This window comes from Metabacillus sp. 113a, assembly GCF_050107635.1.
GTDB lineage: Bacteria > Bacillota > Bacilli > Bacillales > Bacillaceae > Metabacillus_B.
Map to the genome: position 1 here is coordinate 478,654 of NZ_JBNILJ010000001.1, position 25,679 is coordinate 504,332.

The 25,679-nt window shown below is 44.0% G+C and carries 24 protein-coding genes and 2 pseudogenes; 19 read left to right on the forward strand and 7 right to left on the reverse strand.

Features of this window, described 5'->3' with window-relative positions:
• Positions 1-24 precede the first annotated feature (24 nt).
• From proB to ACQCVE_RS02555, 5 genes are all read left to right on the forward strand, one after another.
• Positions 25-1,146, forward strand: coding sequence for a glutamate 5-kinase (gene proB / locus ACQCVE_RS02535; protein ID WP_426861459.1), 1,122 nt, complete (start codon positions 25-27; stop codon positions 1,144-1,146).
• A gap of 16 nt (positions 1,147-1,162) precedes the next feature.
• Positions 1,163-2,425: a glutamate-5-semialdehyde dehydrogenase gene (locus ACQCVE_RS02540; RefSeq protein WP_426861461.1), complete on the forward strand. Its 1,263-nt coding sequence runs from the start codon at positions 1,163-1,165 to the stop codon at positions 2,423-2,425.
• 146 nt (positions 2,426-2,571) lie between these two features.
• Positions 2,572-3,420: a Cof-type HAD-IIB family hydrolase gene (locus ACQCVE_RS02545; protein ID WP_426844179.1), complete on the forward strand. Its 849-nt coding sequence runs from the start codon at positions 2,572-2,574 to the stop codon at positions 3,418-3,420.
• Between the two features lie 12 nt (positions 3,421-3,432).
• A complete protein-coding gene (cobT, locus tag ACQCVE_RS02550; protein ID WP_426861463.1) occupies positions 3,433-4,470 on the forward strand; it encodes a nicotinate-nucleotide--dimethylbenzimidazole phosphoribosyltransferase in 1,038 nt (345 codons plus the stop codon).
• A gap of 623 nt (positions 4,471-5,093) precedes the next feature.
• Positions 5,094-5,459 carry a Replication termination protein gene (locus ACQCVE_RS02555; RefSeq protein ID WP_426844181.1) on the forward strand — a complete coding sequence of 122 codons (366 nt, stop codon included), beginning with the start codon at positions 5,094-5,096 and terminating at the stop codon, positions 5,457-5,459.
• 18 nt (positions 5,460-5,477) lie between these two features.
• Here ACQCVE_RS02555 and ACQCVE_RS02560 read toward each other — a convergent pair whose 3' ends face one another.
• Positions 5,478-6,035 carry a DUF2179 domain-containing protein gene (locus ACQCVE_RS02560; protein ID WP_426844263.1) on the reverse strand — a complete coding sequence of 186 codons (558 nt, stop codon included), beginning with the start codon at positions 6,033-6,035 and terminating at the stop codon, positions 5,478-5,480.
• 236 nt (positions 6,036-6,271) lie between these two features.
• On the opposite strand from ACQCVE_RS02560, the gene ACQCVE_RS02565 reads away from it, so the two are divergent.
• From ACQCVE_RS02565 to ACQCVE_RS02585, 5 genes and pseudogenes are all read left to right on the forward strand, one after another.
• On the forward strand, positions 6,272-7,582 hold the full coding sequence (locus tag ACQCVE_RS02565; RefSeq protein WP_426861465.1) for an MFS transporter: 1,311 nt from the start codon (positions 6,272-6,274) through the stop codon (positions 7,580-7,582).
• Between the two features lie 82 nt (positions 7,583-7,664).
• Positions 7,665-8,561: a DMT family transporter gene (locus tag ACQCVE_RS02570; protein WP_426861467.1), complete on the forward strand. Its 897-nt coding sequence runs from the start codon at positions 7,665-7,667 to the stop codon at positions 8,559-8,561.
• A 74-nt stretch (positions 8,562-8,635) separates the two neighbouring features.
• Positions 8,636-9,560 (forward strand): annotated as a pseudogene (locus tag ACQCVE_RS02575) (ketopantoate reductase family protein).
• 47 nt (positions 9,561-9,607) lie between these two features.
• Positions 9,608-9,973: a thiol-disulfide oxidoreductase DCC family protein gene (locus ACQCVE_RS02580; RefSeq protein ID WP_426861469.1), complete on the forward strand. Its 366-nt coding sequence runs from the start codon at positions 9,608-9,610 to the stop codon at positions 9,971-9,973.
• Positions 9,974-10,357: 384 nt separating this feature from the next.
• Positions 10,358-11,266, forward strand: coding sequence for a VanW family protein (locus tag ACQCVE_RS02585; RefSeq protein WP_426861471.1), 909 nt, complete (start codon positions 10,358-10,360; stop codon positions 11,264-11,266).
• A gap of 76 nt (positions 11,267-11,342) precedes the next feature.
• Here the strand turns inward: ACQCVE_RS02585 and ACQCVE_RS02590 are convergent, their stop codons facing one another.
• Complete coding sequence (locus ACQCVE_RS02590; RefSeq protein WP_426861473.1) at positions 11,343-12,095, reverse strand: (S)-benzoin forming benzil reductase; 753 nt, start codon at positions 12,093-12,095, stop codon at positions 11,343-11,345.
• 81 nt (positions 12,096-12,176) lie between these two features.
• Here ACQCVE_RS02590 and ACQCVE_RS02595 point away from each other — a divergent pair, with 81 nt between their 5' ends.
• Positions 12,177-12,818 (forward strand): SGNH/GDSL hydrolase family protein, encoded by a 642-nt coding sequence (locus ACQCVE_RS02595; RefSeq protein WP_426861475.1) that lies wholly within the window; start codon positions 12,177-12,179, stop codon positions 12,816-12,818.
• A gap of 43 nt (positions 12,819-12,861) precedes the next feature.
• Here ACQCVE_RS02595 and ACQCVE_RS02600 read toward each other — a convergent pair whose 3' ends face one another.
• Positions 12,862-13,251, reverse strand: coding sequence for a sporulation protein (locus ACQCVE_RS02600; RefSeq protein WP_426844189.1), 390 nt, complete (start codon positions 13,249-13,251; stop codon positions 12,862-12,864).
• Between the two features lie 363 nt (positions 13,252-13,614).
• On the opposite strand from ACQCVE_RS02600, the gene ACQCVE_RS02605 reads away from it, so the two are divergent.
• The 4 genes from ACQCVE_RS02605 (at position 13,615) to rpiA (ending at position 16,099) form a co-directional block, all read left to right on the forward strand.
• Entirely contained in the window at positions 13,615-13,905 is a 291-nt protein-coding gene (locus ACQCVE_RS02605) for a putative quinol monooxygenase (protein WP_426844264.1), read from the forward strand.
• Between the two features lie 97 nt (positions 13,906-14,002).
• Positions 14,003-14,617 carry a TetR/AcrR family transcriptional regulator gene (locus tag ACQCVE_RS02610; protein WP_426861477.1) on the forward strand — a complete coding sequence of 205 codons (615 nt, stop codon included), beginning with the start codon at positions 14,003-14,005 and terminating at the stop codon, positions 14,615-14,617.
• Between the two features lie 77 nt (positions 14,618-14,694).
• Positions 14,695-15,351: a peroxiredoxin-like family protein gene (locus tag ACQCVE_RS02615; protein WP_426844191.1), complete on the forward strand. Its 657-nt coding sequence runs from the start codon at positions 14,695-14,697 to the stop codon at positions 15,349-15,351.
• Between the two features lie 58 nt (positions 15,352-15,409).
• Positions 15,410-16,099: a ribose-5-phosphate isomerase RpiA gene (gene rpiA, locus ACQCVE_RS02620; RefSeq protein ID WP_426844192.1), complete on the forward strand. Its 690-nt coding sequence runs from the start codon at positions 15,410-15,412 to the stop codon at positions 16,097-16,099.
• 73 nt (positions 16,100-16,172) lie between these two features.
• On the opposite strand, the pseudogene tnpA reads toward rpiA, so the two are convergent.
• From tnpA to ACQCVE_RS02635, 3 genes and pseudogenes are all read right to left on the reverse strand, one after another.
• Positions 16,173-16,458: pseudogene (tnpA, locus tag ACQCVE_RS02625) on the reverse strand (IS200/IS605 family transposase); the annotation flags it as partial.
• Between the two features lie 139 nt (positions 16,459-16,597).
• Entirely contained in the window at positions 16,598-17,812 is a 1,215-nt protein-coding gene (gene cls / locus ACQCVE_RS02630; RefSeq protein WP_426844193.1) for a cardiolipin synthase, read from the reverse strand.
• Positions 17,813-17,880: 68 nt separating this feature from the next.
• The gene (locus tag ACQCVE_RS02635; RefSeq protein WP_426861479.1) at positions 17,881-18,873 is read right to left on the reverse strand and encodes an LLM class flavin-dependent oxidoreductase; all 993 of its coding nucleotides are present in this window, start codon (positions 18,871-18,873) and stop codon (positions 17,881-17,883) included.
• A 135-nt stretch (positions 18,874-19,008) separates the two neighbouring features.
• Here ACQCVE_RS02635 and ACQCVE_RS02640 point away from each other — a divergent pair, with 135 nt between their 5' ends.
• From ACQCVE_RS02640 to ACQCVE_RS02655, 4 genes are all read left to right on the forward strand, one after another.
• Positions 19,009-19,734: a YqcI/YcgG family protein gene (locus ACQCVE_RS02640; RefSeq protein ID WP_426844195.1), complete on the forward strand. Its 726-nt coding sequence runs from the start codon at positions 19,009-19,011 to the stop codon at positions 19,732-19,734.
• Positions 19,735-20,012: 278 nt separating this feature from the next.
• Entirely contained in the window at positions 20,013-21,623 is a 1,611-nt protein-coding gene (locus ACQCVE_RS02645) for a PQQ-binding-like beta-propeller repeat protein (protein WP_426861481.1), read from the forward strand.
• A 320-nt stretch (positions 21,624-21,943) separates the two neighbouring features.
• Positions 21,944-23,467 carry a TerD family protein gene (locus ACQCVE_RS02650; protein ID WP_426861483.1) on the forward strand — a complete coding sequence of 508 codons (1,524 nt, stop codon included), beginning with the start codon at positions 21,944-21,946 and terminating at the stop codon, positions 23,465-23,467.
• A gap of 66 nt (positions 23,468-23,533) precedes the next feature.
• A complete protein-coding gene (locus tag ACQCVE_RS02655; RefSeq protein ID WP_426844198.1) occupies positions 23,534-24,604 on the forward strand; it encodes a PQQ-dependent sugar dehydrogenase in 1,071 nt (356 codons plus the stop codon).
• Between the two features lie 514 nt (positions 24,605-25,118).
• Here the strand turns inward: ACQCVE_RS02655 and ACQCVE_RS02660 are convergent.
• On the reverse strand, positions 25,119-25,553 hold the full coding sequence (locus ACQCVE_RS02660; RefSeq protein WP_426844199.1) for a DUF2512 family protein: 435 nt from the start codon (positions 25,551-25,553) through the stop codon (positions 25,119-25,121).
• Positions 25,554-25,679: the final 126 nt, after the last annotated feature.

The following is a 25,679-nucleotide window of genomic DNA, read 5'->3' on the forward strand; positions in this document are numbered from 1 at the left end:
CAGTAAATATAGGAGTGATTGCAGATGACTAACAAAAAACGGATTGTCATAAAAATCGGAAGCAGTTCTTTAACCAGCTTGCATGGAGAAATCAGCAGACGAAAGCTGAAAAGAATTGTTGAGGAAGTCGTCGAGCTGAAGGAAGAGGGCCATGAAGTGCTTCTTGTATCCTCTGGTGCAGTGGCGGCAGGCTACAGAAAGCTTGGCTGCATTGAGCGTCCCACTGCTTTGACAGAAAAACAGGCAGCTGCTTCAATCGGGCAGGGGCTTCTTATGGAAGCATACTCTGAATACTTCCTTTCACACGGATATGTAGCTTCTCAGATTTTGATTACAAGAAGTGATTTTTCAGATGAAAAACGGTATATGAATGCCCGGAATACACTCAAAATTCTCCTTGACCGCGGAATCGTACCTATTGTTAACGAAAACGATACCGTAACCATTGACCGCCTTAAATTCGGGGACAATGATACCCTTTCTGCCAAAGTGGCAGGCCTGGTTGATGCAGAGCAGCTGATTATTCTTTCTGATATTGATGGACTTTATGACAGTGATCCCCGCGGCAATCCTGAAGCCAGGCTGCTTTCGAATGTGCAGGAAATCACTCAGGAAATTGAAGACTCTGCCGGCGAACCTGGCAGCGATGTAGGCACTGGAGGAATGAAATCCAAGATCGATGCCTTCAAGATGACCATGGCATCGGGCATTCCGGCTTTCCTGGGAAAATCAGGTGTAAGAGGCCTCATTAAAGATGCGGTAGATGGAACCGCCAAGGGCACATATTTTAATCCAAGTGCGGATAACGGCAGTCTCGATCACCGGAAGCAATGGATTGCCTTTAATTCAGGTCCGGAGGGCATCGTAACGGTTAATGAAAAAGCAAAATCAGCTATTGTAGAAAACAGCGGTGAACTACATGCGCAGCATGTGCTGAATGTTTCCGGAAAGTTTAAAAACGGAGCTGTCGTCAGGTTAAAGGATTTGGACGGGGAAGAAATAGGTCTTGGTATTATCAATTATTCGTCTGACCAGCTTTCGAGATTGCAAAATACGGATTTCCAAATAGATGAAGATGAATTGGCCGTTGTTGACAGCGAAGGATTGGTTTGCCGTCTGGATCTTCCGATACCGGCAAGCGTATAAACGAAGGAGGAATTGGATGACTTTATTAATGGAGAGTCAAACAGTTGAACAGCAGGCTATTAACGCAAAGGAAGCAGCCAAAACATTGAAAATGCTGCCGACTAAAGATAAAAACGATGCTCTTATTATCCTCGCGGATGAATTAGATGATCATATCTCTTTCATTTTGGAGGAAAACAAAAAGGACCTTGAAAAGGGAAAAGAAAAAGGGTACGACAAAGCCTATATGGACAGGCTTACACTGACAGAAGACAGGATTAAGGACTTTGCAGATGGTTTGCGAAACCTTGTCGGCCTCGAAGACCCATCCGGAACGATACTTGAAAGCTGGGAGCTTGAAAACGGCCTTCAGGCGGAGAAGGTGGCTGTGCCGCTGGGTGTAATCGGTATGATTTATGAAGCGAGGCCCAATGTGACCGCGGATGCAGCCGGACTCGCACTAAAATCCGGAAACGCCATTGTATTAAAAGGAGGCTCTTCTGCCCTCCATTCCAATCAGGCGATTGTGAAAGTCCTTCACGGGGGGCTAGCAAAAACCTCCATACCAGAGGATGCTATACAATTTATCTCAAGTACAGACCGTAAAGCAGCACAGGAGCTGTTTACAATGAAAGAACACATTGATGTGCTGATTCCCCGCGGAGGCGGTGCACTGATCAATGCAGTAGTGGAAAATGCTACTGTGCCGGTTTTAGAAACAGGAGTAGGGAACTGTCACATTTATATAGACGAATTTGCAGATCCGGATAAGGCATTATCCATTGCCGTGAATGCAAAGACAGACCGTCCTGCTGTTTGTAATGCGGCAGAAACATTAATCATTCATGAAAACTGGATGGCAGAGCACCATGACAAGCTGAATGCCGCCTTGAAGCAGCATCATATCCAGGCTTATGGGGATGATGCGGCCCTCAAGTATATCGATGGAGCATTTCCTGCGTCAGAAAGCGATTGGGCTGAAGAGTATCTTAGTCTGGATATTGCAGTAAAAACCGCAGCAAATCTAGAAGAAGCAGTCCGTCACATAGACAAATATGGAACGAAGCATTCTGAAGCGATTATTACAGAGCATTCAGAAACTGCAGATCAATTCCTGAATGAAGTAGATGCAGCTGCCGTCTACCATAATGCATCCACAAGATTTACGGATGGCAGCGCATTGGGATTTGGAGCGGAGATTGGGATTTCCACCCAAAAACTTCATGCAAGGGGTCCGATGGGCCTGCCGGCTTTAACGACCACCAAGTTAAAGCTGAAAGGGAATGGCCAAATCAGATGACCTGTCAGAGCCGGCTCTAAACGGAGCCGGCTTTTTTTAAAACGCATATAATCGATCCTCTATTTTAGGGGAAACCATGACGAAAGAGGGGAATACGTGTAAGATAAAGAAGGTGAATGATCTATAGAAGCAAAGGAGACATACATATGAAACTGATTGCAATCGATCTGGACGGAACATTGCTTTCGTCTAAACTAAAGATCTCAGGTGCAAACCGGAATGCCATTTTAAAAGCGCAGGAAAAGCATCATATCATGATTTGTTCCGGCAGAGCACCGGAGGATATTCAGGCTGTATTAAAAGAATTCGATTTGAATTGTGATTTGGCAGGAAGCAACGGGACAGTCGTCTATTCAAATGGAGTACTTCTATCAAGGGTTTCGATTGAAGAAAAAGCAGCCAGGAAAGCAGCTGAGTTACTGGACAGAAGAAACGTACCATACAAGATCTATACAAACGAAGGAATTTTCGTGTTAAACAGCTGGTCAGAGCGGACGAAGGCGGCTCTTGAGGCCTGGGATGGCAAGGGCTCCATTTCTGAGAGCGAATACAGAAGAATCACAGAACAGCCTAAAGCAGACGGAGCGATTAAACTTTTTAATCAGATCGATGATTTATTGAATAAAGAAGGATTATCCATTCAAAAATTCTTTATCTTAACTCCTGACCCGGCCATTAAGCAGGAGCTGCTGCCTTTGCTTTCCCAGCTTGAAGGCATTGCTCCCACTTCATCAGGACCAAACAACCTGGAAATCATGAACCCCGAGGGGCATAAAGGTCGCGGGCTTCAAATAATGGCTGAACAGCTGGGCATAAAAATGGAAGACACAGTTGCAATTGGGGATAATTTCAACGATGTTCCCATGATGGAAGCCGCTGGTCTCTCTATTGCCATGGGGAATGCAGATCCGGCTGTAAAAGAGCTGTGCGATGAGGAAACCCTTAAGAATGATGACGATGGCGTGGCTCACGCCCTTGAATCGATCATTAATTGAGGAATCCCGATTATGCATAAAGAATGTGTAATAAAACCTTGCGACAGAACAAGCGGAGAGCAGGCTAAACACCATATCAATCAATTAACTAAGCCGCAGGGAAGCCTTGGAAAGCTGGAAACTCTGGCCGTCCGCCTGGCAGAAATTACTGGGCAGCCTTTTCCAGAAATAACACCGCCTGGCGTGATCGTTTTTGCGGCAGATCACGGAATTGCTGAGGAAGGCGTTTCTGCTTTTCCTTCTGAAGTCACGGCTCAGATGGCTAAAAACTTCAGCAGCGGAGGAGCTGCCATTAATGTTTTTGCCCGTCTGATAGAAGCCCAGCTTAAGGTTATTGACATCGGGATTAAAGGGACCGAATCCATCCCGGGAATTGAAGCATGCAAAATCCGGGAAGGAACCTCGAACTTTTTGAAAGGGAGAGCCATGTCAAAAAGCGAAGCGTCTGCAGCCGTTGCTTCCGGCAGAAGACAAGCGGAGGAAATGTTTCAGTCCGGCGTCAAATGCCTCATCCCGGGCGAGATGGGCATCGGCAATACTACATCCTCCACCGCGCTTCTGGCAGCTCTATCCGGTCAGAGCATTCAGTCCATTACAGGCTATGGCACCGGCATCAATGAGGCAGAGAAGCAGCGAAAAATCAGCTTAATCGAACAAAGCCTCGCCTTGCACCAGCCTGACTCAAAAGATGCGATGGATCTCCTTTCAGCTCTTGGCGGTTTTGAGATTGCCGGAATGTGCGGTGCTATTCTTTCAGCAGCAGAACATCGCATTCCTGTTCTGCTGGACGGTTTAATTTGTACAACCTCAGCATGTCTTGCAGTGCTGATCAACCCTAATGTAAAGGAGTATCTCATCGCAGGTCATCTTTCCGAGGAACCGGGACACAGAGCGGCGCTAAACTGGCTCGGCCTCGAGCCGCTTCTTCAGATGGGGCTGAGACTGGGAGAAGGAAGCGGAGCGGCGCTTGCTTATCCGCTCTTGCAGTCTGCTGCATGCATGATCCGTGAAATGGCTACATTTGAACAGGCTGGAATTAAAGCGGAATAGTACTGAGCGAAATAGCGGAACAGAAAACCCCCGGCTGGAAACCGGGGGTTTTCTGTGTCAAAAACATTCTGTTTAAATTAAGTCAGTTAACCAGATTTAAAACAGAGATAGTATGGAACGTACTTGCTAAACAGCCCCTGAACCACCGGCAAAATTTAGAGCAGAATAACGTGATAGAAATTAATTAAAACCCTTTTCAATAAATAATAGTATGAGAACAAATTTAATCTAATAAAAGTATGTTCTAAATAAACAATATATATTTATGGTGAAATGCAAGCAGGATAAGGTCAGGGGTACACTTGGAGAATTAGAACGGCTGCTGTATTGGCAGATTGAGATATTAGCCTCACTAAACAAATCTATACAAGGCAATAATGAAAACGCCATTAATCAGTAAAAGTCCCTAGATAAACAGCAAATAAGACGTGCAGCATTCACCTGCTTATTAAAATCCAAAAGCAAATACATTCATACCTTTCTAAGCAAACTATGTTCTAAATAAACATATAGTATAAAAAAACGTAACAAAATGAAAAAAGAATCATTTTTCAGACTGTTAAAAGGAAATGATGTTCTATTAGCGAATGGTGTAGTATCGTATGGATAAAGGAGCTGATTTGATGCGTGAATCCAGGAACAGCAGCGGGTTTCTGCTTAAGCAGAGGGCATTCTTGAAATTGTATATGATTACGTTAACCGATCAGAAAAGGCTCTACGGGCTTAAATTGCTTGATACGATGAGGGATGAATTCAGACGGTTTGGCTACAAGCCGAATCATTCAGAGGTATATAAAGCGCTTCATGAATTGATTGATGATGGAGTCCTTAGACAAGTCAAGAAGAAGAAAGAGGGAATGAAGCTTCAGGAGGTTGTTTTTTATGAATTTAAGGATTACGAGGCAGCCATGCTTTACAAAAAGCAGCTGAAAGTGGAACTGGAGCGGTGTCAGGGGCTGATTGACAAAGCGATAAAAGATAATTTTTAACTGATTTAAAAAGACGATTCACAGGGAATCGTCTTTTTGCTTTTGTTCCTGAATTTTTTTGGCTCTTTTTTTCATGGAATTAACCATATACCCGCCTTTAAACGATCGCAGTTCATAGGAGGTCATAAACGCCTTAGGCTCAATTTCCTGGACGATATCCATAAGCTCCTGCTCACGGGAACGTTTTGCCACAATGTCAAGGCGGTAGCGCATAGAGTTTAAGCCCTGTCCGGTAAATACCGTTACTCCAAAGCCTGCATTTCTAAGGGCAATTACCAGCTCATCAGACCGCTCAGACAGATTGACGTGGTGGGTCACATATCCGATTGCCAGTCTTCTTTCAAGCAGTCCTCCCAGATAAAGCCCGACACTAAAACCGAGAACATAGGCAATAATATTATAAATGTTGGACAAATCCTGGAAGACGATGCCAAGAGCTACTATATAAATAGCAGCTTCAAGCAGTCCGACTCCTGCTGCGGCGCGGGTTTGGTTTTTAACTAAAAAAATCGTCCGAAGTGTAAGAATCGGAACGTACATAATTTGCAGAACAAAAATAAGCATTGGCTGTAACAGCAAAGTAAAACCCCATTTCATAGAGAAGCATTTCGTTTAACAAAGCTAAACAATAAGGAAATTATAGTACGTTTACCCTTTCATGAAAAGAAATTTTTCAGCTATGTGAAGATATATTGGTACCTTCCCTAAAAAGACAATTAAAAACCTATTTCGAACAGTAAAATCACCGGCTAGCCTCTAAGCAAGATGGGAAGCTTAAGAGAAGCTACTCTAAGCCCAGGGGAGGGCGTAAAATGTCAGATCAGGCTATACAGAGACCGAGCGGTAAAAACACACGCTGGTCTATATCCGCGCTGCTTTGCAGCATCATTATTTTAAATTATTTTGACAGGGTTGCAATTGCAGTGGCGGCTCCTGAACTTCAAGCTGGATTTAATTTATCTGCAACCGAAATCGGACTCGTTTTTTCGATTTATAATTATGCCTACACCTTGATGCAGCTTCCGATTGGATCCATGCTTGACAAGTGGGGTGTATCATGGGTAACAAGAATCGGGATGACGGTCTGGAGTGTTTTGACCATTCTCATTGCCTTTATATCCGGGAAGCTTTTATTGTATAGTTTGCGGTTTTTAACAGGGATTATGAGCGCTTCCGCCTTTCCGGCTGCTTCTAAAGCGACTGCCAACTGGTTCCCTTATCATGAAAGAGGGTTAGCTAATTCTCTATTTGATTCTGCAGCCAAATTTTCAAATGTGATTGGCGGACCTCTCGTAGCGCTGCTTATCACTTTTTTTGACTGGCGTACGGCCTTTCTTGTAATCGGCCTGATTAATGTGCTTTTTACCGTGATTTTTTGGAGGTATTATGATGAGCCGGGACGTCACAAAAAAATATCGGACGAAGAAATCAATTATATTCAAAAGTATGGAGCCAATTCTTCAGACATTCCGGTATACAGGGCTAAATATATATGGAAAAAGCTTTTTACAAGCAGAAAGGTTTGGGGTGTCACCATTGGATTCACAGGATATGGGTATACTTTTAACCTTCTTCTCCTCTGGCTCCCGACATTTTTTAAAAACGAATTTCAAATGGATTTGCTTTCTTCTTCTCTTTTAACTGCTATTCCATGGCTGATTGCTTCAATAACCGGTGTAGCAGTCGGCGGGTGGCTGGTGGATGCTTTGATCAGAAAAGGCTATAAACCTGACAGGGTTTACAAAGGAGTCATCACAATCGGGATGCTTACCGGATTTTCATTTTTGGGAGCCGTGTTTACCGCTAATCCGATCCTATCCATGGTATACATATCAGCAGGTCTTGCAGGGATTTCGGCTACTGCACCGATTGGCTGGACAATTGCTTCAAAAATTTCTCCTCCGGGTGCGCAGGCACAAACCAGTTCCATCGTGAACTTCTCCAATAATCTGTTCGGCGGAATAATAGCCGCTGCTTTAACGGGCTGGATTGTGGATGTCACAGGTTCGTTTACTTTATCCTTTATCATTGCAGCGGTGGTGCTCGCTGTTGGTTTATTTTTTTACACGTATGTTCTTGGAGACATAGAGACCCTGAAATTTAATGAAGGAGAACAGAACTAGCCGGAAAGTGCGTAGCATTAGTGATGTTTTTGCAATCATCGGCATAAAATGTGGACAAGTCTTTTATGATCGGGAGGTTCACATGCCGCAAAATAACCGCCGACTGCCATTTCAGCTTTTGGCGCTTGCCGCTGTAGCTTTGTGGGGCATTTCATTCGTTTCCAGTAAAGCACTGCTTCAGAACTTGGAGCCTTACACCATTGTGGCATCAAGATTCGGACTGGCTGCCGTTCTACTGGGAGGCATCTGTTTTTTATTCCGGATTTCTATTGCAATCCGCTTAAGGGATGCGGCGGCTTTTGTCTTGCTTGCCAGCACTGGAGTTTTTATTCATCAATGGCTGCAGGTTTCCGCACTTCAGCACATCGACGCTGTCTCGGCGGGCTGGCTTGTTGCATGCTCTCCGGTTTTTACGGTTCTTTTGACAGCTGCTTTTTATAAAAAGCCATTGAGCAGAGAAAACGGTTCAGGGATGACGGCAGCCTTAACAGGGATCGTACTCGTCGCGTCAAGTGAAGGTTTTACCTCATCCTCTGTTACAGGAATTGCACTGATGATTGCAAGCACTCTAAACTGGTCTGTTTATTCCATGCTGCTGAAAAAGCTCCATCTTCCTTATCCCGCAGTTGTGGTTGCTTTTTATACAAGCCTCTTAGGCTCAATGGCTATGGTCCCGTATATGATCAGAAGCACCGGGTGGAGCCAGCTTTTATTCCTGCCTGCTGCTCAATGGGGGCATCTGCTTTTTCTGAGTATCTTTGTTACAGCCGCAGCATACTGGTTCTGGGGAAAAGCGCTCTCCAGGCTGAGTTCTTCCAGTACGGCATCTTTTCTGTATACTGAACCGCTGTTTACGCTTGCCGCAGGAGCCTATATGTTAAAAGAGCCCATTACTTTTCCCGCTGTGGCAGGAGGCATCCTTATCCTGTCCGGAGTTTATATGATGAATCTAAAAAAAAGTTCAGACAGCGGGCTGTGAACCTGTGCACAAGCTGATTGATTCCCTGTCATTATCTGTCTCCTGTATACTTTTTTTACAAAGGGGGATGAAAAATGAGATTTTTAGTTACCGGAGCTGGTGCAGTAGGGGGATATTTTGGTGGAAGGCTCTCAGAAAACGGACAGGATGTTACCTTTTTAGTCAGGGAAAAACGCAGGCAGCAGCTAAGCGAGTCAGGTCTTGTAATTAAGAGCATCCATGGAGATTACCACTGTCAGCCGCTAACGATCACTAAAGGGGACACAGGAACATTTGATGTGATTCTGATCGCTGTAAAAGCCTATCATTTTGAGCAGGCAGTATTAGACATTAAGCCATTTGTCCATGATCAGACAGTAATCATTCCGCTGCTGAATGGGATGATTCACATACATAAGTTAAAACAGCATTTTCAGGAACATCAGCTAGCAGGAGGTTTATGCTTTATAGAATCCCACATAACCGGTGATGGCGTGATTCATCAGACAAGCCAGGCGCACAGGATTATTTTTGGTGAATGGAATGGTCATTTCAGTGAAAGAATTCAATCAATTGAAAAGGCCTTCAGAGGAAGCAGCTTAGAAGCCGCTGCGAGTGATTCCATTGAACGGGACATGTGGGAAAAGTACTTGTTTATTTCAGTCATGTCAGGTGTTACTGCTTTGTTCAGGCAGCCGATTGGTCCAATCAGAGAGCTCAGGGAATCAAGGGAATTTCTCTGGAATTTTTTTGAAGGAGATGGAGGCTGTAATGATTGCTTCCGGCTATCCATTGTCTGCGGATATTGCAGATCGGCATATGACTGCCATAGATGGATTGGACCGCACGATGAAGTCTTCATTGCAGCGGGATATGGAAAATGCCAGTCCTACAGAGGGAGAGCATTTGCACGGATACTTGCTGAGGTTGTCTGAGAATCAAAAGATACCGGTACCCTGCCTTAAAATCGTCTATGGGAATCTGGAGCTGTATCGCTCTTCCAGACAAGAGCCGTTTTAACAGGGCTCTATTGGTGGTATAAAAGAATATAAGAGAGGAGAGATCGCTTGAAGCACGTAGTTTTTTATGACGCACAATGCCCATTATGCTTTTACTTGAAAAAAACGCTGTCTTTATTGGATTGGAAGGAAAAGATCCGCTGGTCCTCGGTTCAGACAATCGAAGAAACCCCTTATGCGTTTTTAAGAAACAGGCCCCTCTTGGAAAAAATTCATATGATAACAGACGAGGGAGAACTGTATTCTGGAGCGAAAACGATCAGGAAAATCTTCCTTTCTCTGCCTCTTACAAAGGTATTTGGCTACATGATGTTCATTCCCTTTGTTATGCCCGTGGCAGAAATCATCTATTCTAAGGTCTCCTCAAGCAGAATTAAATGGTTTGGGAGATATGAAGAACCGCGGTTCGAATAATCAAATCATGAAAAAGCAGAGGATCCCATTGGAATTCTCTGCTTTTTTATAGAATGCTGGAACATACAGGTATGAATGTGCAAAGGTTTAAAAGGTATTCTTGAAAAATAGTTCGATATACACATGCTGTCTTTATTATTCGTGATAGAATTTACTGGTGCCCGTTCCAAAATTTTCTTATAGGCAGGTTTGGGGTTTGGGGAACAAAACTCCTCCACTGTGGCCGCTAAACAGGCTTCGCGCAGGATGGAGAGTGAAAATTTGTGAATCTTTTGTGGCTATTCATAAATTTTTGCAGATTTTGTTAAAAAAATGAAACAAATGCTGCCGGAATTTCGTTATATAGGGAGAAAGAAATAAATTGTGGATTGGGAGAGAGAGCAATTGCTTAAAAGAACTGCCATGGTATTAGGACTGATAATCGCCGGCGGATGTACAGCCTCAGCGGGTGAAACAGCAAAGGACATAAAGCCTGAAGACTTGATTAATAAACAGACGAGCCTTGAAATGAAAAGCTTTAGCAGGGAAGTTGAATTCATTGATAAGAGGACGAATGAGGTCCTGTATAAACACGAGACAGGATCAGGTGAAATTAACGGAGCTGAAGTGGCGGACGCCTTGGCAGCGGATCTTGATCAGCCTATGGTTCCCGCAAAAATCACGGAGGATGGGCAGTATTCAGAAGGTCAGAAGCGGGTGATTCTGGACGAGGATCAAACAGCAGAGATGCTTGAAAATATTCGGGCGTTTGACCGGACCATTGCATTGCCAATCGTTGAGAGCGCTCCAAATGTAAAGCCGGAGGATATTTCAGGGATCACAAATCATGTTATTGGAGAGTTCAAGACTGTTTTTGATCCGTCCGTAAAAGGGAGAGTCCATAATATCAAACTATCCTCGAACGCTATAAACAATGTCCTGCTTGGACCCGGAGACCGCTTTTACTACAATTTGATTCTTGGAGAAAGAACAGAAGCCAGAGGCTATCAAAAAGCTATGGAAATTGTTAATAAAGAATTGGTCGAAGGGATAGGCGGAGGGATATGCCAAACTTCCTCCACTTTGTATAATGCAGTAGATGAAGCTGGACTGGGGATCATAGAACTGCATCATCATTCAAAGCAGGTGGGGTATGTGCCGAAAGACAAGGATGCAACGGTATCCTGGGGCGGTCCTGATTTTAAGTTTGAAAATACCAATGATTTCCCTGTGCTGATCCGCTCTGCTGTAGATGACGTTAAAGGCTCTATTACGATACAGGTATTGAGTGCCAATGAGCCCGCAAAAAGTTAAAAATAAAAATGCCCGCCTGCAGCATGCAGGCGGGCATTTTTTCGAACGGAAAAATTAGATTTCAGGCAGCCCTTTTTTATACATTTCTGATGTCCATTAATACTTCCTGCCCGAACGTTTCAGAATGCAAAACTTCAAGGAGTTTTTCTGCTGCTAAGGATGCTGAATAGAGCTTCCCTTCTTCCTTTAAACGAATGAACCGGCTTTGTTCAGGGAATCGGCCCTCTTCCAGTCCTCGGATATGGTTCTGCATCCCGGTATCAATGACTCCTGGCGCGATTGAAACGCATTTAACTCCATCTTCCCTTTGTTTCTGTTCTTCAGCGGTGCAGCGGGTGAAATGGTCCAGTCCCGCCTTAGAGGCACAATAGCTGCTCCAAGCTTCATATGGCTTCCTTGCAGCTCCTGAAGAAATATTCATGATCCTCTTTTCCAGTTTTAGAGCGGCAGATCTTTTAATGAACTCTGACGTGAGAATCATCGGTGCAAGCAAGTTTAACGAGATATTCTGCGCCATATCAGATGCACTGGCTTTCTCAATAAAATCAACAGGATGAACCATTCCGGCATTGTTGATTAAAAAAAAAGAATGTAAATCAGGGAGAGGCAGCTGATTGAAAACCGTTTCCATTACAGCCGGAATCTGTGCATGCACGGTCAGATCCGCCTCGATTTCAAATAAAGCAGTGTGCTTTTCTTTTGCTTTACGGCAAAGTTCCTTATTCTTTTTCCTGGAGATGCAAATTATATGATGCTCCGGATGGATCAGCTGCTCTGCCATTGCTGCTCCGAGACCTCTGGAAGTGCCTGTCACGATATAGGTTTTCAAGGGGCTTCCTCCTATCAAGTATGGTAAAATAGCAAAATATCAATTGATTCTACTATATCGCAGAAGAAGGAGCGGATGCCAGTGTTTACCCATAAACAGCTTCCGGCAGGAAAGATTGTTTTCATCGGAGACAGTATAACAGCTTCCGGCAGGCAAAAGGATCGAGATGAGCTTGGATTCGGGTATGTCAGGACCATCCGTGACATTTATATTTCAGAGGGAAAAGGGGCAGAAGTCCGTATCCTTAACCGGGGTGTAAATGGTGACCGGATAACGGATCTTGCAGACCGCTGGATGAAGGATGTGATGGAAGAGAAACCGGACTATCTGTCAATTTCGATAGGAATCAATGATGTGTGGAGACAGCTGGACCAGCCTGAGGAGAAGCAAGTCACGCCGAATGAATTCAGAGAAATCTACAAAACGCTTTTAGCCGAAACAACAGCAGGAACCAATGCCCGGATTATCCTGATGGAACCAACTGTCATAGAAGAAGATTTGCATTCTGAAGGAAATTCAAGGCTTATTCCTTACGTACACATCATCCGGGAGCTTGCGGAACAATATGACGCACTATTGATACCCGTCCATCAAGTATTCCGGGAATTTATTGAACAGTTCAGCGAGTATCAGTTAACTACAGATGGGGTGCACATGACTTCTTCAGGTAATATGCTGCTTGCGAAAACGTGGCTGGAAGCGGCAGGAAGAGCTTCTCAGTAAAATAAAAAAACGGGATGCCCTGAAGATGGGCTTCCCGTTTCATTTATCGCGCAACTACATATATTTCGTCATGGTCCATACTGTCTGTGCCGTTATCGAACACAAGCTTCGTTACAAATTTATAAGAGGTATCCGAATCTGAAAGCGGGAGCTCTTCCGGCAGCCGGCACGTAAATGAAATAGCCCGATTCTCCTCAGCCAGGACTGTAGAAGCAGTATAGATGCATCGATTCAAGATGAGAGAATCCTGACCCCTGTGGGTTTGAACAAGATCGGACTCAATTCTCTTTAGCTTTTGCTCGATTGTTCCCCCATAAATATCGTATCTTCCATTGATTACTTGTCCTACTTTGTACTGTTCCTGGTCTAAAACGAGATCAATTCTTGCAGCTCCGATTCCTAAACGGGACATCCATTTTCTAAGTAGCATCATGTCAACCTCTCCAACTTATTTCGATTACCTTATATACGCAGAAAAACATTTGAAGGTTTCAGTTTTTTAAGAAGGTTTCGGCTTAAGAATAACAGGAAAGATCATTTTGTGAAAATGAATATTTTGTGACATACGCTAACAGTTTGTAAAGAGGCCTTCTTATTGATATGACTTTGGCCAGACAGGCAGGAAAGGCTTTGCGCTGCTGCCGGAAACATCGGGTAAACACATCATGCGGCAATGCGCCTCCAGCGGCGGACTTCTGTAAGGATTAACATAGTTTTTGATTTAAAGGGAAAAAAATGCTATGTTTTTTACGCGAAAATATTTTGTAAAGGACCTGTTTCGGAAGGAGAATGGATGATGATCAGTCTAGAAGCTTATATGAATGTGAAGCCTGAATACCGGGAAGAATTTCTTGATAAGGTTATGCATGTTGTGGAGCAATCGTCTAACGAGGAAGGAAACATCAGCTACAGGTTATATGAAGAAGTAAACAATCCTAATCATTTCGTTATGCTTGAGCAATGGAAAGATCAGCAATCAATCGATTTCCACAATCAATCTGAACATTTTCAAACGTTCTTTGCAGCAGCTAAAAAAGTATTGGCAAAACCGCTGACATTAAAAAGATTTGTGAACGAAGACGAATGATGTAATCTCTATCCGATTCTGTCAAAGAGTCGGGTATTTTTTTGTCGCTATTTACAGACCGCCGGTCGGTTTTTATAATTAGGGCGGGAGGGATGTCGTGAAACAGGTAAAAAAAAGACTGCGATCCGAACATATGATTTTGGAATCTGCTAGACAGCTGATTGCAGAAAAAGGCTGTGAAAAGACGACGTTCGCTGAACTGATGAAAGCAACAGGACTTTCAAAAGGAGCGATTTATCACTACGTAACCGGGAAAGACGATTTAATGGCCAAACTGTTGCAGAATTTAACGCTTGAAAAGAATGAACAGCTATTTTATCAGCTGTCAGCAGGCGAAAAAACACTGCTAAACCCGGCCGATGTTTTAGCCCGGCAGCTTAAAGCCATAGAGGACCCTGATCAAATAATCGGGAAAATTTTTGTTTATCTCGTGTCAAGGTCCGAACATCAAACAGCTAAGGATGCGATGGATGAGTTTTATGAAAGCCTGTTCCAATTTGCCGTTTTATGGATCAGATCCGGTCAGCAGAACGGAACGATCCCGCGGAATACGGATCCTTACAAGGCTGCGGAGCTATTCATGCTGATTCTGGATGGCTTCCGTCTAAGAACAAGGCTGTATCATTCCGATTTTTTTCTTGGGTCAACCGATTTGGAGGGAGTAATTAAGCGGCTCTTCGGTCATGAAACAGCCCTTTTCCCATTCGAGTAAGCATATCGGAAGCGTTTAAGGACAAAACTTGTTACGATGGGTTCGTACAATTCATATCATAACAGGAGGTTTTATTGATGACTCAGCAATCCTTAGGCGGTCAATTCCAACAGTACTTAGAAAAATTCAAAAAAAATGCATCGGCCAAAACCCAGGAAGATATGGAAAAAGCAATTCGTGAGCTTGAAGAATCCGAAGAAGGCAAAGGCTTGAAGGTTGGAGATCAGGTGCCGGACTTTATCCTGCCGGATGCACAGGGAAATGAAGTCAGTATCGCCAATGTTTTAAAAAAAGGGCCTGCAGTCATTACGTTTTATAGAGGCGGCTGGTGCCCATATTGCAATATGGAGCTGAAGGCTTACCAGGATATTCTCCATGAAATTCACGATGCTGGTGCTGAATTAATTGCCATCAGTCCTGAAAATCCAGATGCTTCATTAAGCACGAAGGAAAAAAACGATCTCGCCTTTCATGTACTTAGTGATCAAGGGAATAAAACAGCACGTGACTTTAACCTTGTTTATGAGATGCCTCAGTACCTGATTGATATTTATAAAGAAAAAGGGCTGGATGTTCCAGGACACAACGGGGATGAATCGTGGACTTTGCCTGTATCAGCTACCTATATTGCCGATCAAAGTGGAAACATTGTCTACGAATATACGAAAGCCGATTACAAGGACCGTGTTGAGCCGCAGGAAATTCTAAAACAGCTCAAACAAATCACTCGTTAATAAAAAATGGCGGCCGGACAAATTCCCCGGCCGTTTCTTCTACATAGGAGGGAGAAAAATGAATGAAAAAAAACAGGCAGGAGAATATGCAGCCTCATACATAAAAGACGGCATGACCGTAGGGCTGGGTACAGGCAGCACGGTCTTTTTTACAATAGAGAAACTCGGAGAGCTCGTAAAGCAGGGCATGAGTGTGAAGGGTGTAGCGACCTCAGAGAAAACAGCCCTTCATGCGAAAAGCCTGAACATCCCTTTAATAGATTTGAATGATGTTCAGCGAATTGATGTGACAATTGATGGAGCGGATGAAATTGACCCCCAGTTTAATGGGATAAAAGGGGGAGGCGGAGCACTGCTGAGAGAAAAACTAGTCGCAAACGCTTCAAGAAAAATTGTATGGGTTGCAAGCCATGAAAAACTCGTTCAGCATCTCGGTAAATTTCCCCTGCCAGTTGAGGCAGTGGCATTTGGTTCAGCCCACATTGAGAAAAAGCTTGAAAAACAAGGATTACATCCCATTTTGAGAAAAAACACAGCAGGCAAACCGTTTTTGACGGATAGCGGAAATGTGATTTATGATCTCCATCTGAAACGCATTGAGGATCCTCACAGACTTGCAGCTGAACTGAAGCAGCTTTCCGGAATCGTAGACCACGGGCTGTTTCTTCAACATCCGCATGTGGTGATTACCGGACTGAACGGCAGTATCGTAATAAGAGAAAACAGCAAGCAGGGAGAGAGAAAATGAAAGCTTTAGCTTTTGATCATTCGGTGGACCCGGCTTTTTACCATATAAAGAGATCCCGGACCCGGTCATTAAGCCAGATGAAGTTCTTGTCCGCATAGCGGCTTGAACTAGCACTTTTATAAGCATTGATGAACTTTGACAATTCCGAATCAGGCTGAGCTTTGAACAAGATGTGAGCATGGTCCATCTCATGGTTTCACTCGAACAATGTTATAGTGTGATGTTCGGCCAATGGGATAAATTTATCTTTGGCATAGTCTGAAATGGGCATCATCCATAACATTCCTTCTATATTTCACGGCCAAAACAAGATGATCATACATCCAGAACACTGAATGGTTATTACTATCTAATTTCACTGAAATACCAGTATGCATAAAGCAAAAGTCTTTAGCCCGTCGCCTAACCGAAACCCTTACCGCTCATGCTGTTGCACCTTCACCTGTATGAAGAGGGAGACTTCTTTCGGAAGTACGTTAATCTCAAGCATGCATTGGATTAAAACAGCTCATAAATCCAAGAAGGAGTATGCTCCAATGCTTTTTCCCAGTAGGGAAGCTCTTCGTACATATCTTCCGTAAGGCTGCGGCTGGAGGAAATATCTTTCTGCAGCTCCTTTTTTATTTTGGAAATAAACGGCTGGGAGTAAAAAAGACAGTTCGCTTCATCATTTAAAAAGAGACTTCTTTTATCCCAGTTTGCCGTTCCGATATCGGCAACCGTGTCGTCTATCACGAAGACTTTTCCATGGAAAAATCCTTTCTGGTACAGGTAAACGTCTGCTCCTTCTTTAAGGAGTTTTCTGGTGCGGGGATAACTCGGCGGTTTCGTGTACCAATAATCGGGTTTATCCGGGATTAACAGCTCAACCTTCACTCCCCGTCGGATAGAAGAAAGCAGTGCGTCCATCAGTGCGTCGGTTGGGATGAAATAAGGAGTTGCGATCATGATGCTTATCTTAGCCTTGCCAATCAGTTCAATCATTTTCTTTTCAAGATCTGGTCCAGTGGAATAAAGGAGCTGATACCTCTCAGACCCAGGTTCAGCTTTTGCCCGCGAGACAGGTACCGAAAGTCTTATACCCGTGTCCTCCTCCCAGTCTTTTAAAAATTGTTCTGCGATGGAATGTGAACCGGGTCCTGTAAGCCGGACATGATAATCCCTCCAGTAGCCGAATGAGGGATCCTTTCCAATGTATTCTTCTCCTACGTTAAACCCGCCAATATAGGAAACGGTTCCATCCATCACCGCAAGCTTGCGGTGATTTCTATGGTTTAGACGGTAGAAGAAATGTTCGGCAGAGATTGGCCGGCTTTTCGTGAACTGAACCCCGCTTTTTTCAAGTTTCGAAATCAGGCTGTCTGTGATTTCGTTTCCTCCAATGGCATCAACAGACAGCTTTACCTCAATCCCTTCTTCCGCTTTATCTTCTAATAAATTTAAAAATTTTCTGCTGATCCCATCGTTGCGGATTATAAAGAAATGAATGTATATATAGTGTTCAGCTTGATGGATGTCGTTAAATAGCGAATGGAGCAGCTGATTTCCGTCTGTAAGCAAATCAGCATCCCCATAGGACACCTTTGAGGCAGCAAGTGGATGCTGCCCGCTGTAAACCTCAGCTTGAGAGCGAATGTCCCGGAGAGCATGGTATCCGATTCCAAATAGCGTGATGGCCGTGAGAGCCCCCGTCAGCAGCAATTTTTTTAGCATCCTTTTCAAACTCCCCGCAGCAGCTGTGCAAATCCTTTTAACGGGTAGTATGCCGCAACTCGGCAAAGTTATAAATAGAGTTCAGCGAGCCTTTCAAAAGACTGTACTTTGTGCTCGAACGAATGCAGATTGGTCAAAACCATAAATTCTTCTGTTTCGTAGCGCTCTGATAACTCGGCCAATTCATTTTTTACTTTTTCCGGACCGCCGATGATCATTCTTTTACGGTTGCGTAATACGACGGTCCGGTCTGATTCAGAATAGGAGGCCGCTTTCGCTTCTTCAATACTTGGCACTCTGCTATCCAGGCCCTTTTCCACTCTTAACAGCCATAAGTCCTGGCTGAGCGCCCTTTCTTCTGCCTCTTCATCGTTCTTTCCGCAAATTACGAATACAGCGGATAGCGATCCCGGGGCTGGCGAAAAAAGGGAGGGTTCAAAGGATTTTCTATAGGCCGTAAAAGCCTCTTTGCCGCGTGACGGATTAATAAAATGCCCAAAAACATAATTCAGGCCAAGACCTCCAGTCAATTCAGCGCTGTTCTCTCCAAGTCCCAGCACCCAAATGGGCGGGACGGTTTTGGTGAAAGGTGCCGCCTTAATTCCGTGGTAAGGATGGTCTGAAGGAATCGAATCGGTTATATAATAAATCAAGTCATTCAGCTGCCTTGGAAATTCTTCGATGCTTTTGGCGGATCCGTCCAGAAGGGCATTGCGGATTTTTCTTGTGCCCCCCGGCGAACGCCCTACTCCCAGGTCTATTCTTCCAGGAAAAAGTGCCTCGAGCTGACGGAAATTCTCAGCTACTTTATAGGGGCTGTATTGGGGAAGAAGGACACCCCCTGAACCGACTCTGATTGATTTTGTATTGGAAGCAATATAGGACATTAGAATTTCAGGGGAAGTGCTGCCCATTCCCCTAGTGCCGTGATGTTCTGCAAACCAATATCTGCTGTAGCCCATTTCTTCTGCATGCCGGGCCAGCTTGAGCGTACCGCTGAGCGCTTCCGTAACAGAGGTGTTTTTAGAGACAGGAACCTGATCCAATATACTTAATTTCATCTAAAAAATCCTTCCTGCAGGCTTTTTCTGTTAGAATGCCACAGCGGCAAGGCTTAAAGCAAGGAGCACGCTCTTTAGTTTTTCAAACCGTCAAACAGGGAAAAGAAAAAACAGTTCATTTAAAGGAGGTTCACTATGCAAACCGCTTTTTCTTCTCTACTCACTAAAGAGGATATGACAAATCCGGATCTTGTACCAGATTGGCTTTTGAAAGAATATCAGAATTTTCATGGTGTTGTGACAGATGCAACGTTTCCCTGCTATTTTGGCATGAAGGCTGAAAAGAAGGGGGAGCTGCGTTATGCATACATAACGAGAGAGGATTGGTCCAATCTTCCAAAAGCGGTCGGTCAGTTTTTGGAATTATTTAAAGATCCTCCCTATACACGGCATGGGCTTTTTGTCTTTATGGAGCCTGAAGAAGAAGAAGGGGAGCTTGAATTGTACCGCAAACGCTTTTGGGATATTCTGCAGTATCTTCACGAGCACGATCCAAAACCGTGGCCGAAGGATGCACCTAAGGATCCGGAGCATCACCTGTGGGACTTTCATTTTGCAGGGGAACCATTTTTCATTTTCGGAAATGCCCCCGCATATAAGCAAAGGAAAACAAGAGACCTTGGAAACAGCCTGGTTCTTGGATTTCAGCCAAGAATGATTTTTGAAGGGCTGGAGGGGACAGAAAAAGGCGGCATCATGTCCCGTGAAAAAGTACGGGAGCGGGTGGAAAAATGGGATCAGCTCCCTACTCATCCGGATATCAGCCACTATGGTGACGTGAACCATAACGAATGGAAACAATATTTTATCGGGGATGATGTGGAACCCATCAAAGGAAAATGTCCGTTTTCGCATAAATAGAAGAAGGTAAGGGCCGGCAAATTTTTTGCTGGTCCTTTATTAATGTAATAATATGGTATAATAAGCGAAGAATGGACAGATAAACTCTGAATGCTAATCGAAGGAACCTGTACACCGTCATGGCAGGGGAATTTGTCTGCTTTAAGCCACGTTCTAAAAAAGGTTTGGCTATAAGCTGAATAAACCTATAAACTTTTCGAAAATAGGATCTGCAGGATATTAGAAAGAAGGGGTGGCGAATAAAAAAACACATGAAGGCCATGCCAGGAGGGGAATTATTGAATTATATAATCAGGATACTATTTTCCATAGTTACAGTTTTTATTCTTGCAGGATGCATGCAGCAGCATACTGACAGAAGTATGAAAGAGCATGCTGGCAAAGAAGTTTCTGCTGCAGCAAAGGAACAAATAACAACTCAATCCAAAGAGGAATGGATGAAAATTGATGCGATAAAGCAACCAAGCGCATCTGCTATTACATATGAATTAAGCAAATCAAATGAGAGTTTTACGGCCCCGTTCCCAAGGAAATACCAGGATATTAATGGAATTCTCACGTTTAGAGCAGGTCCCTTCCGAAACAATGCTTACACCGGCTCCACGATTATAAAAGAGGAGAGCCTGATGAATAATTGGGCTTTTCAAACTTCTTCTTCTCCTAAGTGGGGAGGAGGGGGAGGCTGGGTTGGACAGCCTAGTGTTATAGCCTGGAAGGCAAAAGAAAAAGAAATAATGAATTTATATCCTGAATATAAAAGTAAAAAAAATTTTAGAGAAGTCGTTTTTGCATCCCTTGATGGAAGGGTATATTTTCTTGACTTGGAAACCGGCAAAGCGACCAGAAAACCCATTCATATAAAAAATCCCATCAAAGGAAGTGTGGCTCTGGATCCTCGGGGGTATCCACTGCTGTATGTGGGGCAGGGGGTTCCTCATACTGGAGAAATAGGCTATAGGATTTACAGTTTGATAGATGGGTCGCTTCTGTCCTTCATACCGGGTGAAGATCCCTACGCCTATAGAAAATGGGGGGCCTTCGATGGCTCTCCACTCATCCATAAAGAAGAGGATGCAATGATTATTGCAGGGGAAAACGGGATTGTTTATTCTATAAAATTAAATACCGAATATATACCCTCTGAAGGCAAAATATCGATTAATCCTGCAATTTCTAAGTATCGGTATAAACAGGAGGGGAACGACTATCAGGGAGTAGAAAACTCAATAGCTGTTTACAAAAACCTTGCCTATTTTGCAGATAATGGCGGAGGTATACAAGCTATCGATCTAATTAAGAATGAACCGGTATGGGCCAATGCCCCCTATGATGATACGGATGCCACGCTCGTTGTAAGCAATGAGGAAAACACACCGTTTCTTTATACGGGTTCACAAATTGACAAGCAAGGGGCAGCGGGGTATGCCAGAATCCAGAAAATTAATGGTTTAAACGGGAAGATAGAGTGGGAAAAGAAATTACCTGGCTTCTCCTTACTGGGTGAAAGGCCAGTAAATGGCGGCGTGCTTGGAACCCCAGTAGTAGGGGAAGGGGCGCTGGAAGGGCAGGTTATTTACAATATATCCAGATACAAATCATTTAATGGGGGACTTTTAATTAGTTTTGATACTAAAACAGGGGAAGAAAAATGGCGCTGGGAAATGGATGATTACAGCTGGTCTTCCACAGTGGCTGTTTATACCGAAAACGACAAAGCCTACTTAGTTCAAGGGGACTCTGCCGGAAATTTATATCTTCTCAATCATAATGGCAACATTGCTGATAAAATAAATCTAGGCACTAATATAGAGGCTTCTCCCATTGTAATTGACCAGAGTATTGTAATTGCAACCAGAGGTGGTCAGTTATTTAGTATAAGAATGAAGTAGAAATAAAGATTACCTAAATGAAAAATAAGTATTGGTTCCAGTGATATGGATTTATGATATCAATTGACGCAAGTCTCAATGTTAGCCAGTCCAGCTTAAGAGTAAAATGATCAGTTTTATCAGTGCCATGCATAAGTACATTCTGCTATCATCATAATGCTCAAGCATAAATGCAGACCGCATTTCCTGTAGTTACGAAATGTTATGGACCGGCAAATTTTTTGCTGGTCCTTTAATATGTAATAATTTGGGGAAGTTCAGAATTGATGGTAGAATAATAGAGACTAAATTCCTTATTTGACAGAGAGGGAGATGAATCTGTGGGTGTCACATTGCGTAAAGGGCAAAAGGTAGATTTAACGAAAACAAATCCGGGACTATCCAAAATAGCAGTGGGATTAGGCTGGGATGTGAATTCGATGGGCGGAGCATCCTATGACCTGGATGCATCGGTATTCCTGTTGGGGGAGAATGGTAAAGTTCCCTCGGACAGCGATTTTATTTTTTATAATAACCCCAATGGTGCAGCGGGCTCTGTGCTGTACTGCGGAGACAACCGGACCGGAGCTGGTTTTCAGGATGATGAACTCATTAAAATAGATCTAAGCAGGGTACCCCCGAAATTTCAAAAAATAGCTTTTACCATCACCATCCATGATGCGGTGGAAAAAAGACAGAATTTTGGGCAGATTTCCAATGCTTATGTCCGGATCTACAATGAGGACAATGGGATGGAGTACATCCGTTACGAGCTTGGGCATGAATTTTCTGTAGAAACGGCGATTGTTGCTGCAGAGCTTTACCGCCACCAGGCTGAGTGGAAATTTAATGCGATTGGCAGCGGGTTCGGAGGCGGCCTGGCTGCACTCTGCCGGAACTTTGGTGTAACCGTAGACGACGAACCTGCAGCTGCACCTTCGTTCAGCCACCAGACTCCCCCTTCCTTTACACCGCAGCAGCCGGCGCAATCGCAGTCGGGATACATACAGCCAGGCCAGCAGAATTATCAGCAAAATCAGCAGGGCTTCCAGAACAGTCAGCAGAGCTATCAGCAAAATCAGCAGGGCTTTTCTCAAGGTGCATACCAGGGAGGTCAGGGAATCAGCTCTAATCCATATCAGCAAAATCATGGAACAGTCCAGCCTTACCCCGGCAGCAATCAAAATGCTCAGCCATCCTATAGAAGCGGCGTCGTTCAGACGAATGCGGGCAGCGGCACAGCTTCCTGTCCCAGATGCCATTCTCAAAATGTCCGGGCAGGCAAGAAAGGGTTTGGCATCGGGAAAGCAGCTTTAGGAGGACTGGTACTTGGGCCGGTAGGCTTGCTTGGTGGATTTATAGGCGGAAATAAAGTTCAATTCAACTGCAATCAATGTTCTCATAAATGGTCTCCTGATCAAAAGGATTTTGCCGCTTGGGCCAATGAACAAAGACGGAATGCCCAGGAACTGCTGCAGCGCTTTAAAAGCCAGGATGTAATGGATGCAATCGTTGCAGGCTGTGCTCTCGTCAGTCTTGCTGATGGACACATATCCGACACAGAAAGACAAAAAGTAAATGAATTTTTCAGCAGCAGCCAGGAGCTTCGTGTCTTTGATACAGCAAAAGTGAATCAAAAGTTCAATCAGTTTGTCATGTCCTTAGAAAGAGACTGGATGTCTGGAAGGGCAGAGGCAATGAGAGCGCTTGGGAATGTCCGCTCAAAGCCTGAGATTGGGAGACTTGTCGTCCGCTATTGTGTGGCCATTGGATTTGCAGACGGAAATTTCGATCCTTCAGAAAAGCAGGCAGTGGCAGACATCTGCCAAGAGCTGGGACTGAATCCTGCTGAATTTTTATCATAATTCGGAACGGCCTGTGCACTCAGGCCGTTTTTATGGTTAATCCCTTTAAAAACAGGAGGTGCAATCGTGAAAAAATTCATGCTATTGTTTCTTGCCTTCACAGCCGCAGCTGGATGCTCTGTCCAGGATGAAGCCCAAGAGGATGCCAGGGAAACTGCAGCTGGAGAAAATAAGAGAGCAGAAATAATCGCCGATCAGCTCGACATTCCATGGTCCCTTAACTTCAGCAGCGGTGTACTCTATCTTTCCGAGAGGACAGGTTCAATTGTTAAGGTAGAAGGAGAGAAGAAAACGAGGATGAAAACCGAGCTGGAGAAGCCATTTGCTGATGCGGCAGAAGCCGGGCTGCTGGGGCTTGCCTTACACCCTGATTTCTTAGAAAACAGGAAGGCTTTCGCCTACTATACTTACGATAACGATGGAAAGGCCTATAACCGTCTGATCGAGCTTCAGCTGGATAAAGACACATGGAAGGAAAGGAAAACGCTTTTGGATAAAATACCGGGCGGTCCTGTACATCAAGGCGGGAGAATTGAAATCGGACCCGACCAAAAGCTTTATGCCACAGCTGGAGATGCTTCAGAAGATCAAATCGCCCAGGATCCGGAGCAATTCGGAGGAAAAATCCTGAGGATGAATCTGGATGGAACCATTCCTGAAGATAATCCATTTGAACATTCATATGTGTTTTCTTACGGACACCGTAATCCGCAAGGGATCTCCTGGACAGCGGATGAAGTGATGTACAGTACAGAGCATGGACCAAGTGGATATGATGAAATCAACAGGATTGAACCAGGTGGAAATTATGGATGGCCCGCAATAACCGGTGATGAAAAAAAAGAGAACATGAAAACACCCATTGCCCATTCCGGTAATTATTCCTGGGCACCATCAGGCTCTGCAATAAGTGGAGAAACCCTCTATTATGGAGGGCTGGGAGGACAGGGGATCTATAAGTTTCAAACAGGTTCAGAAAAAGTGGAAAAAGTCCTTAGCGGCTATGGAAGAATACGGGACGTTTTACTGGAGGGAGATCATCTCTACTTTATTACGAATAATACGGATGGCAGGGGAAACCCAAAGGCGGATGATGATAAGCTTTATAAGATTAGTCTTAAGGAACTGTCCTCTTGAACGGCAATGAATAAAAGCGGTCCGCACAAGCCGGGCCGCTAATTTAATGGGATTGATAATTGCGGGATCAGGGACTGGAAGGAGCGTCTATACATTCATTGGTTCAGCCTGCATGGAGTGAGGCGCTCTGCTTATCCGGAATAATAGATGCACTGGACAGAAGAATGGGTTGCCGATTATAGGAAGATTCAAGAGGATATTACGCTTTAGATTTATATAAATGGCTAACGGCTTTTAAGATGAACAGCTTTTCTTTTGCCGAGAGCATTTTCCAGCTTCCTGCTCTAATTACCACGATGCTCCCCCCTTAATTTGAGATTGTTACCTATCTAATACCGTCTTTTTCGCGGGATAAAACATTTGAGCGCTCCGCGAATTCTGATTACTTTCTGGAAAATATTCGAAAAGATCCTCAATTGCCGCTTTTATATGAAGATGGAAGGGGGGATTTGTATGTTTTTGATAGGCAAATCCGGTCATTTTTTGAAAGTTGAAAGGAAAAATTGACGAACGTTTATTTATTATTTTTATCTCTGGGATCAAGTTCTTTTGAGAATTCTGACCCAAAAGCAGGCCGGCTGGCACGGACAGGAGAACTGGGAGCGAAGGCTGCCCGGTCAAGCAAAAATAAATGAACAAGTATCTCACCCGCAGTAAAAATCACAGCCGAAATAATGCTCCCCCATGCGATTTGCAAATAGTTTTCATATAGCACCGACCCGAAAATCCATACACCTAGATAAACAGTAAAAAATTCCGTAATAACAGCGGCCCGGCTTCCAAGGGCAGGAAAAATGACCCGGTCTCCCAGCAAATAAGTAGCCAACGCGGCAAATAGACTAAAGGAAAGAATATCCGGCACTCCGGCTTCAAAGAATAAATCAAGGCCAATGGCGAAGGCGGCCGCAGCGATAATAAATTTAACACTTATAACAGCAAGCTGATTCACGCTATTCACTCCTTTTTCTTCAGTGTTGTCAGAAAAAGATCCATTCATACCTATTCAGGAAGGTTTAGCCTGGTGGTGCAGATGATTCGAAATTTAGCGGGACATATAGTAAAGTTGTCCTTATGA

Coding starts and splice junctions, on each gene's coding strand:
- proB (WP_426861459.1), top strand. CDS start 25: ATGACTAACAAAAAACGGATTGTCATAAAAATCGGAAGCAGTTCTTTA.
- ACQCVE_RS02540 (WP_426861461.1), top strand. CDS start 1,163: ATGACTTTATTAATGGAGAGTCAAACAGTTGAACAGCAGGCTATTAAC.
- ACQCVE_RS02545 (WP_426844179.1), top strand. CDS start 2,572: ATGAAACTGATTGCAATCGATCTGGACGGAACATTGCTTTCGTCTAAA.
- cobT (WP_426861463.1), top strand. CDS start 3,433: ATGCATAAAGAATGTGTAATAAAACCTTGCGACAGAACAAGCGGAGAG.
- ACQCVE_RS02555 (WP_426844181.1), top strand. CDS start 5,094: ATGCGTGAATCCAGGAACAGCAGCGGGTTTCTGCTTAAGCAGAGGGCA.
- ACQCVE_RS02565 (WP_426861465.1), top strand. CDS start 6,272: ATGTCAGATCAGGCTATACAGAGACCGAGCGGTAAAAACACACGCTGG.
- ACQCVE_RS02570 (WP_426861467.1), top strand. CDS start 7,665: ATGCCGCAAAATAACCGCCGACTGCCATTTCAGCTTTTGGCGCTTGCC.
- ACQCVE_RS02600 (WP_426844189.1), bottom strand. CDS start 13,251: ATGATGCTACTTAGAAAATGGATGTCCCGTTTAGGAATCGGAGCTGCA.
- ACQCVE_RS02605 (WP_426844264.1), top strand. CDS start 13,615: ATGATCAGTCTAGAAGCTTATATGAATGTGAAGCCTGAATACCGGGAA.
- ACQCVE_RS02615 (WP_426844191.1), top strand. CDS start 14,695: ATGACTCAGCAATCCTTAGGCGGTCAATTCCAACAGTACTTAGAAAAA.
- rpiA (WP_426844192.1), top strand. CDS start 15,410: ATGAATGAAAAAAAACAGGCAGGAGAATATGCAGCCTCATACATAAAA.
- cls (WP_426844193.1), bottom strand. CDS start 17,812: ATGCTAAAAAAATTGCTGCTGACGGGGGCTCTCACGGCCATCACGCTA.
- ACQCVE_RS02635 (WP_426861479.1), bottom strand. CDS start 18,873: ATGAAATTAAGTATATTGGATCAGGTTCCTGTCTCTAAAAACACCTCT.
- ACQCVE_RS02640 (WP_426844195.1), top strand. CDS start 19,009: ATGCAAACCGCTTTTTCTTCTCTACTCACTAAAGAGGATATGACAAAT.